Source organism: Rosettibacter firmus, from assembly GCF_036860695.1.
Classification (GTDB): domain Bacteria; phylum Bacteroidota; class Ignavibacteria; order Ignavibacteriales; family Melioribacteraceae; genus Rosettibacter; species Rosettibacter firmus.
Genome location: NZ_JAYKGJ010000001.1, coordinates 200,855 through 215,121 on the forward strand (window position 1 = coordinate 200,855; position 14,267 = coordinate 215,121).

The following is a 14,267-nucleotide window of genomic DNA, read 5'->3' on the forward strand; positions in this document are numbered from 1 at the left end:
TGATAGGAAGTTCTAAAAACAATGAAAGATAATTTTAAAAGCCATTCAAAAGTTCTTTTCTTAATTAATTCTATTTTTATTTTATGGCTTGACATATTTTCTATGTTCTATCTTGCTATTTCCACTATTTCAATACAGGTTATGGAGTTTGTGGCTTTTAAATATTTCATCTGAATTCTCTCTTAGAATTAGTTTCATAAATTATTTCGGAGATTGGTGATTTATATAAATCCTCATTCAAAAAGCTGATAATTTTCTTGAACTCTTTTTTATCATCCGGAATTTTAATTTTATTAGAAGTCGTGTCAAAATAATTTTTAAGCCCAAACGCTTTAGAATACTTTGCAACTTCTTTAAAAATATCAGAATCTGTTAATTTTTCTATTATTTTATTCTTTTTAATTAGGAATATCTTTTTCTTCATTCTGGTGTCAATTATTTCATATAAATTTTCAGGAATATTAGAGAAAATTTTTTGTTCAAAGAAAGAGTTTATTTCTTGTTCTGTAGCTTCACGATAATATTCAGATAAATCAAATATTTTTGAGGCGTTGTGGTATGAGTAAAATAATAAGGATTTATTTTGTTTTGAAAAGACAACATCTAATTTATCATCTATTGTAATTCCTTTTTCTTCTAATTTGGAGAAAGTATTCCCTTTAAAAATAATATTCAACCGGCTGGGTTCAATTATTCTCCTTCTATCAAAACATTGGAATCCGATAATATCTTGGTCGCTTATAATGAGACCTTTTATTAAATCAATATCGTCTATTTCGATCTTCTCAAGATTTAGTGGATTATTAAAATCAATTTCGAAAGGAAGTGAAAAGTTTTCTATCTCTAAAATTTGATCGCCTTCCGGTTTATATTGTCCGTCAAATAATATTTTTTCTTTTCGCAAAAATTCTTCAGCATTATTTTTTAGTGGAGTTAGCTCATTTTGAATGTTACTGGATATATTGATTAACTTGATTAGATTTTCACTTTTCAAAATAGCAAAAATGTTTATACTCATTTTAGACTTCCTTTTCTAATAAAATATAATCTGTTAATTGAACGACGCTATTTATTTGTTTTGTGTTCATTAAAGTTTTTTTAGTCATAAGGATAAAAGTGGTTCCACCTTCGATAGAAACTTCATAGTAATGATAACCAAACAAACCAAATACTGGATTAAAGTGATAAGAATGGGTTGTCAAAACTATAAATACGAATAAACCCAATAAAAAAAACAATAGCGGGTAAGAAATTTCTAACAATGGTATTAAATACGCAAAAATAAATGAGATCATTTCTTTATCTGCTGTAGAGATGGATTCGATTTTCACAGGAAGCAATTGCAGTTTTTTACGACCGGTCCGCAATATTACAAAAGCTATAGTCCAAAGAACAACCGCAACTATTAGATAAACTAATCCATCATTATAATCCCAGTTTTGAGAAAACTCTTTAAACCATAGCGTAAGCAAAACGGGAGAGAGTGATGTAAATACCATCAATAATTCTAAAAATTTACTTAACATTGATTTGTCCTCTATTTTATCTCAAACTTCTCATAATCTTTTTCTGAAATTATTTTTTCTATCTCCGGATCTATTATTTTTACTTCTTCGTATGTGAGGTTGTAGAGTTTGTAAACCATTATGTCTATCTGATCTTCTAAGTGTTTAGTATCGGCTGAAGGGTTTTGTTTTTTAGCAGCAAGAATCTTTTCAGCATAATAAATAAATGGTTTTTGATTAACATTATTTAAGTTTGGACATGGAATTTTTGATACGTATTGCTCATCATATCTTGTGCTTCTAATAGCATTATTATAAACAAATTTATAAAGCAGCCAAGCAAATAGTTTTGAATTATTTAGTGCAAGTAAAAAAAATACATTAATCTTTTCACTTTTTAAGAATGTACAAGATATTGTCTCAAATACCAGTTTGTTATCTAGATCTAGATATGCTTGTAAGTAAAAATGAGGATATGGATTTTTTACGTGTGCGATTGCAAGTTGATTTAATATTTTAGGTTTCAACTGGTAAAGATATTCAGATTTATTAAACTTAGATAGCGAAATGTAATCACTTGCATTTTCTAAATAATATTTTTTTAACTGAGCACCTCTAAATATTGGTGTTTTTCCTTTATTAGATTCTACTTTACTTTGCCAATTAAGACCTCTTTCAATACTGACATAATGACCCCAATAGCTTGTATTATTATTAAGGATTTTTAGTAATAAGTCTATTTCCTCTTTTGATTGAGCAGTTAAAAGAATTTTATAATTATGATAAACTCTTTTATTGATTAAACCATAAATTCTAAATTTTTCATTATCAAAAAAACCTGTTGTGTAATCAGAAAAAAAAGCACCCTTCTTTTTAAATAAAACTACCATCTCAAGTAGAACATTATCAAATGATTTCCCGGCATCATAAAAACCAAAAAGATTAGACAATAAAAATCTAGCGCAAACATCCCAACCTTGTGAATAAGATAATGACTTTGGTACAATAAAAGAATTAATACCTTGATTTTTCAAAATTGTATCTGCAATGAAAATAAAATAAATTGCAGAATTTTTATTTGGGAATTTGTATTTAGAAAATTTTTTTTCTAATACTAATATTTCTGTAGTATTTAAATTATTCCCATATGGCGGATTTCCAATCACAATATCAAAACCGCCTTTCTCGGCAAAGACTTCAGCAAAGTAAACATCCCATAAAAAGAAATCTTTTTGTTTTCTGCCTTCGGTGTAAGCAATTAAATCCTGTAGTGCCTGGTCAATATTAATTCCTATTTTCTTAAAAAGTTTTTTCTTTTCTGCTTCAATAATATCTTTTCTACCGGCATATTTTCTTTCTAATTCCTGTAATTGTGGATAGTGTTGTTTTAGCTTCTCATCAAAAATTTCCAGCAGCTTGGCATCAATATCATCACGCAGTTTTCTTTTTTTGTGAACATCGGGTTCATTCTGGTATTGGCTCTTCAGTTCTTCAAATTCATTAATCAGCTGTCTGTATCTTTCATCAAAATCAAAAAGGTTATCATCGTTTTTTTGTTTAGAGGAAAAATCAATACCCGCAAAAGAAGAGATAAGCGAGTTGCCCTGCATAAGCTTAAAGTCAAGATTTGGCAATGGTTCTATTTCACCGTTTTCAATTTTTTCATCCACAAGCAGTGAGATAAAAAATCGTAATTTAGCTATTTCAACTGCAATCTGCTGTATATCAACTCCATAAATACACTTTTCAATTAGATATAATTTTCTGCCATAGTCGGGATTTTTTTCTTTGAACTTTCTTTCAGTTTCTTCTATAAACTTTCTTTGCAGAGTTACATCTTTTACACTTTTCTTTATACCATCAATCTGTGATTGTTTCCAAAGTAAGTTATCGGGATCTAATTTATGAAGAAGAAAAACCAAACGATTAAGAATACGCATTGGGAAAGCACCCGAACCAACAGCCGGATCTACAACTCTAAGAGAATCAATCAAGTTGACAAGTTTTTTGGTCTGTTCAGTATCAAAAGGATTTGAATGATCTTCACTAGAAAATAAAATGTTTAGCTTACTTTCAATATCATCTAATTGCATATGAGTTTTGAAATATTCTTTCAAACTTTCATCAACCATATAATCAACAATTGGACGCGGTGTGTAATAACTGCCGGTTGATTTTCTTGCAGTCTTTGCAGTTTCCGGGTTATAGCTTGCAAGAAGATTTTCAAATACTTTTCCGAGAAGTTCAGGGTCTAATGCAACATCAGCATCATTTGGATCGCTTTCATCAATCGTAAAGTTATACAAAGATAAAGTATTTATTATTCCACGAACATAATATTTTTTATTCGTTGTACCGTAATCTTTATTAAGGTCAATAGCTTTATCTTCACTGAAAAATAAAAAGTTAGGTACAGATGGCTGCTGTGATTTTGTTGAAGTAAAACCATCAATGTATTTTCTTTCATTCCTAGTTTTAGTTTTATAATCCAGACATTCAAACAATCCACCATTTAGAAAAGGAATAGGCATAAAATACTTTTCGATTACTTCTTCACTGTTTTTGAATAATTCCTCATACCTGTAAACATTGTGATTGCCAAAATCCTTACTAAAACCTTTATAACCTTTTTTCTTGGAAGTAAATCTTCTTTCGTCTTGCTTAGTGTTTAATGTAGCAAAGAAAAGATTCTGAAGAATGGCTTTATAATAATTATCATTTTTTGGTTTTAAATCAGTAAGTATTTCTTTAAGTGCGCTTTCATTGAACAACTCATCTGGTACCAACTTGCGAACTTTCATAAACCAAATAAAAATAAGCCGGGTAATAAGACGGATTACGGAAATTTCTCTTCCGTTCTTTTCTGCTTCAGCATCATCCGGAAATTTCACATTTTTCAATGCCCAGAAATACCAGTTAGCAATTTCCTGATAGAATTGTTTTGTAACTTTTTCAACACTAAATGCTTCAATAATATTATTCAGAGATGTAAATTCAGCTTCGGAAAATTGTTTGATAAAAGTTTTATTTGTCTGTTCCTTACTAACAAAGTAAGTATATCTCCTGAAGTTACTCCAATCTTTTTTGCCTGTTGCAAGTGGAATATCATAAATTAAAGAAAAGCGAAAATCACCTTTATCATCGTAAAAAACAAAAAAACCACCAATGTATTTAAGTGAGTTTTTAAGGAATTTTTTCCCAAGTATATATTGAGCTTTTTTCCCAGATTTTTCTGAAAGAGGTTTGTTTACTTTTGCAGTAAAGACAGCCATTAGTTCATCGTCTACTTTGAATTCACCTAATAAGGTGCAATCAGAAAATTGATCTTCATCAAGATGCGAGAGTTTTTCATCAAGTTGTTTGAAAGTTCTGGTTTTTGCTCTCAGGACTGAAAGCAAATTATCGTGATTGAATTGTTGAATAAGATTTTCAAGAATTTGTTTTATTTCCATCTTGATACCAGCTTATTTGTTTTTAATATCATCTGGTTTCAAACTTATTTGTTTAAATTCGGCTAAAGCCAATTTAGTTTTTATTTCTTTTCTATCAGTTCACTAAAGTTAACTGCAATTGATTAATCAAAAAAAATTATTCCCATTTATTACAGTCAGCTTTAGCTGACTGATTAAAAAATAATTCTAAAATATATCAGGCTTCAGCATCATCATTATTTTAAGTGGCTAAAGCCATAATATTAATTTGATAAAAAATAATTCTAAGAAAGAATCAAGGCTTTAGCCTCATTTATTACAATTTCTAATTGCAATTATTATTTCTTTTTCCTGCTCTGCAAATCTTTTCTTTTCCTTCTCAAGATAATCTTCACCTAATTCTTCTTTAATTGAATTTATTTCTTCAATTGTTTTGTTTAAATCATTGTCATTCAATTTAAGATTAGCAATCCTTCTTATTGTATATTCTGGTAATGTTCCATAATCAATAATATCTTCTCTTAATGTTCTAATAAATTTTTTCAAATCAATCAATTTTTCATTTTGATTAACACGAAGAAGGTAATCTAAAATATTTAATGCTTTCTTTTCATTACTCTGAGCAGATGCAGGTAAATAATTTTTCTCCTTTGACTTCTTAACTTCTTGATACATTTTCCAGAAATCATCATCTATTTCTAATCCACTTTCTTCTGCTTCACACCTGATTTTATCTAAAACTAGTTCAAGTGACGAATCATTGACATCAGGTTTCCCATCAATCATTTTTACAGTCTTTATGTACATTCGGTGCTTCATAAAACATACAATCATTTCATTTTCATTAAATTTTTTTGTTACCTTTATTCGTTTAGGTATATCTTTAAGTTTTTTTTCTAGGTCGGGATACTTGGTTTTTATTTCAGTGTAAAGATTTAAAACCTTTGTATAAAAACTTTCTTCTTCGCTTTCGTCCGGATTTTGTAATAACTTCTGATAAAGCTTTGCAGGCGATGGTTCTTCTTCAGGGTCAAAGATTTTTGAATCTTCTCCTAGTGTATTATGAATCATAAACATTTTGTTTTGTGCTATTTCTCTTGACTTAACAAGCTGAGCACCCTGTTCTGTAGGGAAGAAATTAACTATATAAAGTTTTTCAAAAACTTTTTTACTGATACGATTAATTCTTCCTAATCTTTGAATCACTCTTACAGGATTCCATGGGATATCATAATTAATAACCATTCCGGCACGATTAAGATTAAATCCTTCACTAAGTTTATCCGTTGTTAAAAGCACATCATAATCATCTGACTGCACTTTTGCAGTAGCATCAAAGTTTCTATTTATTTCAGAAATTTTTGAATCAGGTATTGAACCTGTTACAACAAGTGTTCTATTAGCAATATCTGGTTTTAATGTTTCTAATTTCTTTTTTACATAATTAACTGTATCAGTATACTCAGAAAATATTATAATTTTTCTTTTTGGTTCATTATTATTAGCGGGTTTATCTAATTCTTCCTGTAAGTGTTGTAATAGACAATTAGTTTTAGGATCATTATCAATCAATTTGAACTTATTAAGTTTTTCCAGAACTTCATCAAATAAATTTATATCAGATTTAATATCATTAATAAATCCTTGAGCATTTTTGAATTTTTCTATTTTATATCTTTTATGTTTTTTAGGATAGACCCCAGCAGTAATTTGTTTTTCATAATTTTTCAGAGCATCTTCAATTTCGTCTGGAGACAATTCAACAATACTTTCAAGTAAATCTCTGTCGAGAATATACTCTCCTTTTAGTGGATCACCTTTGCCTGTTTTCTCAATAAATTTTAACACAGTCTCATTGATATGTTTAAAGTTTTTCAAACTCTGTTCAAACGCACCAAATGAACTTTCAAATCGTTTTACTATTAATCTTCTCATAATATCGAACAAGTTTCTCTGCTGCAATAATTCACGGTTCGTTTCTGAATTTTTTTCTTCCTCATCAAAAAGTTTTGAACCGTGTCCTGTCTCATACTGAAAAGGTCTGTAAATAGCGCCTAAGAATTTTCCACCTTCATCCGGATCTTCAAAATATTTCGTAATTATTTCATCATAAAAAGCCGATTGTTCTTTTGTCAATTCATAAAACCACTCTTTAGGATCATCAACTGTGGATAATTCTTTCACTTCATTTTTATAATTTGGATTCTTTAGTAAATCCAATCTATTTCGTCTTATTGTTATAGGTTCTATAACATCTCTGATTTGCCTTGCGAGTTGATGAGATTTTCGTTTTACTTTCTTTAAATCAATCTCATCTTCATCGAAAAATGTTCGGTAAAGTTGTTTCGCAGTTTTTAATTTTTTTCTGTCTCTGGAATTATAATTTTTTCTTATATATGCAAGTTTATCGAAAATATAGCCAATTGATCTGAAAACTGAAATAAGATCACTATCCAGTGTTATATTAGATTTTTTTGGTGTAACAAACAAGTTTAATAAAGCGAGTACATCTTCTGGTTTATTATTAAATGGAGTGGCTGTTAATAAAATTACTTTTTTATTTCTACAAATATTTTTTAGTAATTCATATCCTTTAGTACCTTGATTCCTGAATCTGTGAGCTTCATCTATAATTATTACTTCTATATCGTCATTCGCCTTAACAAAGTCTAATGTTCTCTCTAGGTCGCCAAGAGAACGGACTTCCCAATCATACAATTGAAATTCATTAAGATATTTTTTCCAACCTCCAGTCATATTCTCATCGCCAATCAATCCTGGTGGACAAATTACAACTCCTCTGGCTCTTAAATGCTTTGCCACCATACAGGCAATAATCGTTTTACCTAAACCAACTACATCAGCAATCAAAACACCATTATGATTTTCAATTACATTAATCGCCATTTCAACAGCATCAATTTGGTATTTAAATAATTTATAACCTCTTTCAATAAGGAGTTGCTTTAATGCACTTGAAATATTTTTGTGCCGAAATGATTCAAGATAAGTCTTTAAAACCAATACATAAGCTTCGAAAGGTGTTATTTTTTTAATAAGTGTTTCATTTTCAACCAATTCAATAAGTCGTTTTTTTATATCTGATGTTTCAGTAATCTTGACAGCATTTTCCCATAGATCATCGAAGTATTTCTCAGCTTCTTCAAATCCGTAATCAGAAATTTCAACATTGAATTCATTTTGTGTGGTAAGTCCGGCTTTAGTAAGATTACTGCTGCCAGTTATAAATAATCTATTTTTCCCAACCTGTTCTTCTTCCAATTTAACTATGTAAACTTTGGAATGATTTGGTTTGAATGTTTTTCTTATAATGATTCTATCGTCTTTAATCAGCTGCAGAAAATATTTAACCTGTTCATAAAAGTCCTGCACATCAAACTGATCAGTGTTAATTGATTTTTTAACTGATTTAAGGAAGTTATTTATTTTTTCATCATCGCTTATTCTATCGTCTTCAGAATATTCAATTAATTTAAAGTTATATTTATCCACATCCAAACCAACGAGTATCTTTAGAATAAAACTCTGATTTGCTTTAAGACCTTCATACAATTCTCTTATACCGGAGAAATAGAAAAAACCTACAAGAAATTTAAGCTCTTTACTCTTTGAAAGTAATTCAAGAAGCCTATTTCTAAGGATTTTTGTCTGGCTATTAGTTATAAAATTACTCATAAATACTACATCCCTTGTAAAATCAAAAATATAATATCATAAAACTTGATTAAACTATATATTTTTAAATGTTGTGTAAATTTTTAAATCCTCAGTAAAGATAAGTTCTAAAATTATCCATGTTTTATCACGATTACTAAAATCTATTAAAACCAACTTGAATCATACCTTATTTTTAAGATAATATATGATAATTTTAAATATGAATTTTGTATCCAATATTTTCAAAATATATCTTTATTACTTTTAAATCACCAAAAAGAAATATAAAATTCATATTTATTATTATTCCATTTAGACTATCCCTATTTAACTGATGTAAATTTTTATCAGATAATTTAACATTTTCTATAAACTGTTTAATACCTGTTCTAAAATTTTATCTTTTAGTTTCAGAACATACTATTCACATAATTTTATACTAAACATGCCTTTATATTTCTGCATGAAATAAATTCATGAAATTTATCTCATCTCTTTCAAATACTCTTCTGCTTCCCTCAGAGTTGAAAAATATCCAATTCTTACTCTATACCAGTCCCCTTTTCCAGGTATATTTACTTTTATATAAAATGCATTGTGACCTTTTGATTTTAATTTATCAACTTCATTCTGTGCTTTGTATTCTTCTTTCCATGAAGATATCTGTATGCAATATTTATTACCATCTGTAAAAATTGTTTTATATACAACTCGCTCATTTTCAAAATTATACTCTTCGGATTCTATTTCAGGTTTTCCACTGCTTTGCTCATTCTCCTGAGTACTTACATCAGTTTTGTTTTCTATTTTGTTAGCTTGTTCTGTTATTTGAGTTTTCTGAATATTTACATTATTAATTCTTTCTGGATTTCTTTTTATATAACTTAAACAGCTATCAAAAATTGTAGAATAGATTTTACTCGTATCAATCAGGTGAGTATTGTTTTCACTTACTATCTGCAGTGGTTTGAATGGTTCACTTATTATTTTTAATTCTTTATCATAATAAAGATTTCCAATTATTGTAACTTTTTTTGAATCAATATCAAAAAGTGATTGTGTTTTAATGTAAATTATTTCTTTATTAAGTGGAGTAAGTATTGTTGGTTTTTTGTAGCAGGTAATTATTAATGCGGATATTATATTTTTTTCTTGACTTAAATTTGATGTGTCAATAAAAATTTCTCTATCATCAAAGTTTATAACTTTCATCCATTTCTTAGAAAGAACCTGTGCATCAGTATTGAAGTAAAGGAATAGAAACAAAACAATATAAAAGAAATTTTTTATCATAATTGTATTTTGAATGTCAAAAATAAAATAAACTAATTTGAATAAAAACAAAATTTTAATATTACTCAACCAAAATAAATATTATGCTTTTTATGAATATCAATTATAAATCGTATCTTGAAATTAGGATTTCTTGACAATCATACATTGATGTATTAATTTTGGCACAAATTTTTTTTGTGATTAATGCTTACGGAATTCGGTAAAATTCTCATATTCATACTATTTGCTGCAATATTTGTAATAATCACTCTCTTTGTAGCAAGAATAATTAGACCTAATCGCCCTACATTTGAAAAACTAAAAGTTTATGAATGTGGAGAAAATCCCGAAGGTTCTCCATGGATAAAATTTAATATTAGATTTTATGTAGTTGCTCTTATATTTTTAATCTTTGATGTTGAAGTTGTTTTATTATTTCCATGGGCTCTTATTTATAAAGACTATGGAGTATATGGTTTTATTGTTGGAATAATTTTCTTATTGCTGTTAGTTCTTGGAATGTTTTATGAATGGCGAAAAGGTGATTTAGAATGGGCTCGCCCAAAACCTAAGCCACCTGTCTTAAATGAATTATTGAACAACAAAGAAGTCTAATCATGGGTCTATTAGATAAAGAATTTTCTGATGGCAATATTGTCGTAACAAAAGTAGAAGATTTATTTAACTGGGCACGCTTATCTTCAATTTGGCAACTTGGTTTCGGTTTAGCTTGTTGTGCTATTGAAATGATGGCTACAAGTGCTTCGCATTACGACTTTGATAGATTTGGTGTAATACCAAGAAATACTCCCCGCCAAGCAGATGCAATTATAATTTCTGGAACTGTTACATTAAAAATGGCATTAAGAATTAAAAGACTATATGAACAGATGCCAGAACCAAAATATATTATTTCAATGGGAAGTTGTGCTAATTGTGGTGGACCTTACTGGGAACATGGTTATCATGTTTTAAAAGGAGTTGATAGAGTTATACCAGTTGATGTTTATGTACCCGGTTGCCCACCAAGACCCGAAGCATTATTAGAAGGATTACTTAAGTTACAAGAAAAAATTAGAAACGAATCAATAATGACCAAGAAAGCATGAAAACAGCTGAAGAAATTTTTGATCTATTAAAAAAAGAATTTAATGATTCAATATTATCAATTGATAAAGATACTCCAACCGAACCAATTATTTCTGTCGATCCATTTAAAATAAAAGATGTATGTTTATTTTTAAGAGACAATGAAGAATTAAAATTCGATAGCTTAATGGTACTTTCAGGTGTCGACGATGCAAATGGTGAAAAAATTAAAGATGAAGATGGTACAGAAATTATAAAAGGTGGAACGCTCAGTGTTTATTATCACCTTTATTCAATACCACTTAAACATAAAATAACATTAAAAGTATCAACACCAAGAGAAAATCCACAGGTAGAATCTGTTGAATCTGTATGGAAATGTGCAGACTGGCATGAACGCGAAGCATATGACATGTTTGGAATTATTTTTTTGAATCATCCAGATTTAAGAAGAATCTTAATGCCTTATGACTGGGAAGCTGGATATCCGTTAAGAAAAGATTATAAAAATCCTGAATTCTATCAGGGAATGAGAGTTCCTTACTAATTAAAAATTTTGAGATGGCACTTAAAACTGAAACAATGATATTAAATATGGGTCCTCAACACCCTTCAACTCATGGTGTGTTGAGACTCGAACTCGAACTTGAAGGTGAACTAATTAAAAATGTAAAACCCCACATCGGATATTTACATAGATGTTTTGAAAAACATGCCGAAGCAATGACTTATCCACAAGTAATTCCCTACACAGATAGAATGGATTATTTAGCTTCGATGTATAATAATTTTGGATATGTCCTGGCAGTAGAAAAATTGCTGGGAATTCAGGTACCAGAACGTGTAGAATATATTCGTGTAATAATGGGTGAACTTCAAAGAATTGCTTCGCATCTTGTTGCAATTGGAACTTATGGATTGGATATTGGTGCATTCACTCCATTCCTTTATTGCTTTAGAGATAGAGAAAAAATTTTATCTCTATTCGAAATGACATGTGGTGCAAGATTACTCTATAATTATATGTGGGTTGGTGGCTTATCTCACGATATTCATCCAGATTTTGTTCGATTAACAAAAGAATTCATTCAATCTTTTAGACCAACTATCAAAGAATTAAATGATCTGCTTTCATACAATAAAATTTTTATAGAGAGAACTGCAAACATTGGTGTTTTACCGCTTGAAACTGCTATTAATTATGGAGTAACTGGACCTAATCTAAGAGGTAGTGGACTTGCATTCGATTTAAGGAAAGCTGAACCTTATTCAATTTATGATAGATTTGAGTTTGATATTCCTGTTGGACAGGGATTAATGGGAACTGTTGGCGATTGCTGGGATAGATACTATGTAAGAGTTCAGGAAATGGAACAAAGTTTAAGAATAATTGAACAGGCAATCGATCAAATCCCTGATGGTGATGTTCATGCTGCTATTCCTAAAAGAATTAAACCACCAAAAGGAACTGTCTACTTTAGAGTTGAAAATCCAAGAGGTGAATTAGGATACTTTATTATCAGCGATGGAAGTCCAAATCCATTTAGAGTAAAAGTAAGAGCTCCATCATTTGTAAATCTTGAAGTATTAGGAGAACTCTGCAAAGGTCATCTTGTTGCAGATGTTGTTGCAATTCTTGGAAGTATTGATATAGTATTAGGCGAGGTAGATCGATAATGTATCAATTACTCTATAATATCACAGGTAATGTAATTATATCGACAATAGTGGTTGCTTTAATTCCACTAACAGTAATTTTAATTTATGCTCTTTTTGCTATATGGCTCGAAAGAAAAGTATCTGCACATATGCAGGATAGATTGGGACCAATGAGAACTGGATGGCATGGATGGCTTCAAACAATTGCAGATATGCTCAAGATGATTCAAAAGGAAGATACAATTGCTGCAGATGCTGATAAAAAATTATTTAATGTTGCTCCTGTATTAGTTTTCACAGGCTCATTTGCTGCTTATGCTGCAATTCCATTTTCAAGTGCACTTATTGGTAGCGAAATTGAAGTAGGACTGTTTTATATAATTGCAATATCATCACTTGTTGTTGCTGGAATTTTGATGGCGGGCTGGGCATCAAATAATAAATATTCTTTACTTGGTGCAATGCGTTCTGCTGCTCAAATTGTAAGCTACGAAATCCCTACTGCTTTAATTGTATTAACAATGGCAATGTATACCGGTACATTAAGCTTAACTAAAATTAGTGAAATGCAAACTGCATATTTCTGGAACTGGAATATATTTGGTGGTCCTGAATTTGGAATAACAAAGTTCTTATTAATTCCTTTTATGATTGTAGCAGCAATAATTATGTTTATAAGTACATTAGCAGAAGTAAATCGTACACCATTCGATATACCTGAAGCTGAATCTGAACTGGTAGCAGGTTATTTTACTGAATATTCTGGAATGAAATGGGGTATGTTCATGTTAGCCGAATATGCTAATATGCTGGCTGTTTCTGCAGTTGTATCAATTTTATTCTTTGGTGGTTATCAATCTCCTTTTGGTTATATAGGAAATACATTAAATATTCAATGGTTAATTCCTTTCGAACAAACTTTCTGGTTTTTATCAAAAGGTTTGATTTTAGTTTTTGTTCAGATGTGGTTAAGATGGACTTTACCACGCTTGAGAGTTGATCAATTAATGACTGTTTGCTGGAAATACTTAATCCCATATGCTGTTGTTAATTTGATTGTTGTTGGAATTATTTCATTAATATAAAATTTGAAATGAAGAAATATTTGCAAAATACATGGCAGGCAATTTATACAGTTCTTGTAGGAATGAAAGTTACTTTTAAACATTTATTTACACGTGCAGTAACTATTCAATATCCAGATGTTAAAATACCATTACCTGAACGTGTAAGAAATAGATTGTATGTAAATATTGATGATTGCATTGGTTGTGATCAATGTTCACGAGCCTGTCCAGTTAATTGCATTGAAATTGAAACTGTAAAAGCAGTTCCTGGTGAAGATCTGGGAATGACTTCTAATGGTAAAAAGAAAGCTCTATGGGTCACAAAATTTAATATCGATTTTGCTAAATGTTGTTATTGTCAACTTTGCGTATTCCCATGCCCTACCAATTGCATTTATATGACAGATATTTATGAATTCTCTGAATATGATAGAAGAAATTTAGTATATAAATTTTCTAATTTAACAGAAGAAGAAGCTGCAGAAAAGAAAGCCAACTACGAAAAATTCCTGGCAGAAAAAGAAGCTCAAAAAGCAGCTGCTTCTAAAACTCAACAATAAACT

The 14,267-nt window shown here is 29.6% G+C and carries 11 protein-coding genes; 6 read left to right on the forward strand and 5 right to left on the reverse strand.

Annotated features, from left to right (window positions below; translation table 11 throughout):
• Window positions 1-166 precede the first annotated feature (166 nt).
• The 5 genes from VJY38_RS00885 to VJY38_RS00905 form a co-directional block, all read right to left on the reverse strand.
• Window positions 167-904, reverse strand: coding sequence for a Kiwa anti-phage protein KwaB-like domain-containing protein (locus VJY38_RS00885; RefSeq protein ID WP_353678782.1), 738 nt, complete (start codon window positions 902-904; stop codon window positions 167-169).
• Window positions 905-1,019: 115 nt separating this feature from the next.
• Window positions 1,020-1,526, reverse strand: coding sequence for a KwaA family protein (locus tag VJY38_RS00890; RefSeq protein WP_353678783.1), 507 nt, complete (start codon window positions 1,524-1,526; stop codon window positions 1,020-1,022).
• Window positions 1,527-1,537: 11 nt separating this feature from the next.
• The gene (locus tag VJY38_RS00895) at window positions 1,538-4,957 is read right to left on the reverse strand and encodes an Eco57I restriction-modification methylase domain-containing protein (RefSeq protein ID WP_353678784.1); all 3,420 of its coding nucleotides are present in this window, start codon (window positions 4,955-4,957) and stop codon (window positions 1,538-1,540) included.
• 288 nt (window positions 4,958-5,245) lie between these two features.
• Window positions 5,246-8,632 carry a helicase-related protein gene (locus VJY38_RS00900; RefSeq protein WP_353678785.1) on the reverse strand — a complete coding sequence of 1,129 codons (3,387 nt, stop codon included), beginning with the start codon at window positions 8,630-8,632 and terminating at the stop codon, window positions 5,246-5,248.
• Between the two features lie 465 nt (window positions 8,633-9,097).
• Window positions 9,098-9,907 (reverse strand): SPOR domain-containing protein, encoded by an 810-nt coding sequence (locus tag VJY38_RS00905; RefSeq protein WP_353678786.1) that lies wholly within the window; start codon window positions 9,905-9,907, stop codon window positions 9,098-9,100.
• Window positions 9,908-10,093: 186 nt separating this feature from the next.
• Between VJY38_RS00905 and VJY38_RS00910 the strand changes: the two genes are divergently transcribed.
• Genes VJY38_RS00910 through VJY38_RS00935 form a run of 6 tightly spaced genes read left to right on the forward strand, consistent with a single transcriptional unit; the run spans window position 10,094 to window position 14,264 of the window.
• Window positions 10,094-10,504 (forward strand): NADH-quinone oxidoreductase subunit A, encoded by a 411-nt coding sequence (locus VJY38_RS00910; RefSeq protein WP_353678787.1) that lies wholly within the window; start codon window positions 10,094-10,096, stop codon window positions 10,502-10,504.
• Window positions 10,505-10,506: 2 nt separating this feature from the next.
• A complete protein-coding gene (locus VJY38_RS00915) occupies window positions 10,507-10,998 on the forward strand; it encodes an NADH-quinone oxidoreductase subunit B (protein ID WP_353678788.1) in 492 nt (163 codons plus the stop codon).
• Complete coding sequence (locus VJY38_RS00920) at window positions 10,995-11,525, forward strand: NADH-quinone oxidoreductase subunit C (protein ID WP_353678789.1); 531 nt, start codon at window positions 10,995-10,997, stop codon at window positions 11,523-11,525. Before VJY38_RS00915 ends, VJY38_RS00920 begins: the two co-directional genes overlap by 4 nt.
• Window positions 11,526-11,539: 14 nt before the next feature.
• A complete protein-coding gene (locus VJY38_RS00925; RefSeq protein WP_353678790.1) occupies window positions 11,540-12,655 on the forward strand; it encodes an NADH-quinone oxidoreductase subunit D in 1,116 nt (371 codons plus the stop codon).
• Window positions 12,655-13,722 (forward strand): NADH-quinone oxidoreductase subunit NuoH, encoded by a 1,068-nt coding sequence (gene nuoH, locus VJY38_RS00930; RefSeq protein WP_353678791.1) that lies wholly within the window; start codon window positions 12,655-12,657, stop codon window positions 13,720-13,722. Before VJY38_RS00925 ends, nuoH begins: the two co-directional genes overlap by 1 nt.
• 8 nt (window positions 13,723-13,730) lie before the next feature.
• Entirely contained in the window at window positions 13,731-14,264 is a 534-nt protein-coding gene (locus VJY38_RS00935; protein ID WP_353678792.1) for a NuoI/complex I 23 kDa subunit family protein, read from the forward strand.
• The last annotated feature ends 3 nt before the right edge of the window (window positions 14,265-14,267 follow it).

Excerpts from the sequence above, each read along its gene's own strand:
- VJY38_RS00920 (WP_353678789.1), top strand. The coding sequence starts at position 10,995 with ATGAAAACAGCTGAAGAAATTTTTGATCTATTAAAAAAAGAATTTAAT.
- VJY38_RS00925 (WP_353678790.1), top strand. The coding sequence starts at position 11,540 with ATGGCACTTAAAACTGAAACAATGATATTAAATATGGGTCCTCAACAC.
- VJY38_RS00935 (WP_353678792.1), top strand. The coding sequence starts at position 13,731 with ATGAAGAAATATTTGCAAAATACATGGCAGGCAATTTATACAGTTCTT.
- VJY38_RS00905 (WP_353678786.1), bottom strand. The coding sequence starts at position 9,907 with ATGATAAAAAATTTCTTTTATATTGTTTTGTTTCTATTCCTTTACTTC.
- nuoH (WP_353678791.1), top strand. The coding sequence starts at position 12,655 with ATGTATCAATTACTCTATAATATCACAGGTAATGTAATTATATCGACA.
- VJY38_RS00910 (WP_353678787.1), top strand. The coding sequence starts at position 10,094 with ATGCTTACGGAATTCGGTAAAATTCTCATATTCATACTATTTGCTGCA.
- VJY38_RS00915 (WP_353678788.1), top strand. The coding sequence starts at position 10,507 with ATGGGTCTATTAGATAAAGAATTTTCTGATGGCAATATTGTCGTAACA.
- VJY38_RS00895 (WP_353678784.1), bottom strand. The coding sequence starts at position 4,957 with ATGGAAATAAAACAAATTCTTGAAAATCTTATTCAACAATTCAATCAC.
- VJY38_RS00900 (WP_353678785.1), bottom strand. The coding sequence starts at position 8,632 with ATGAGTAATTTTATAACTAATAGCCAGACAAAAATCCTTAGAAATAGG.
- VJY38_RS00890 (WP_353678783.1), bottom strand. The coding sequence starts at position 1,526 with ATGTTAAGTAAATTTTTAGAATTATTGATGGTATTTACATCACTCTCT.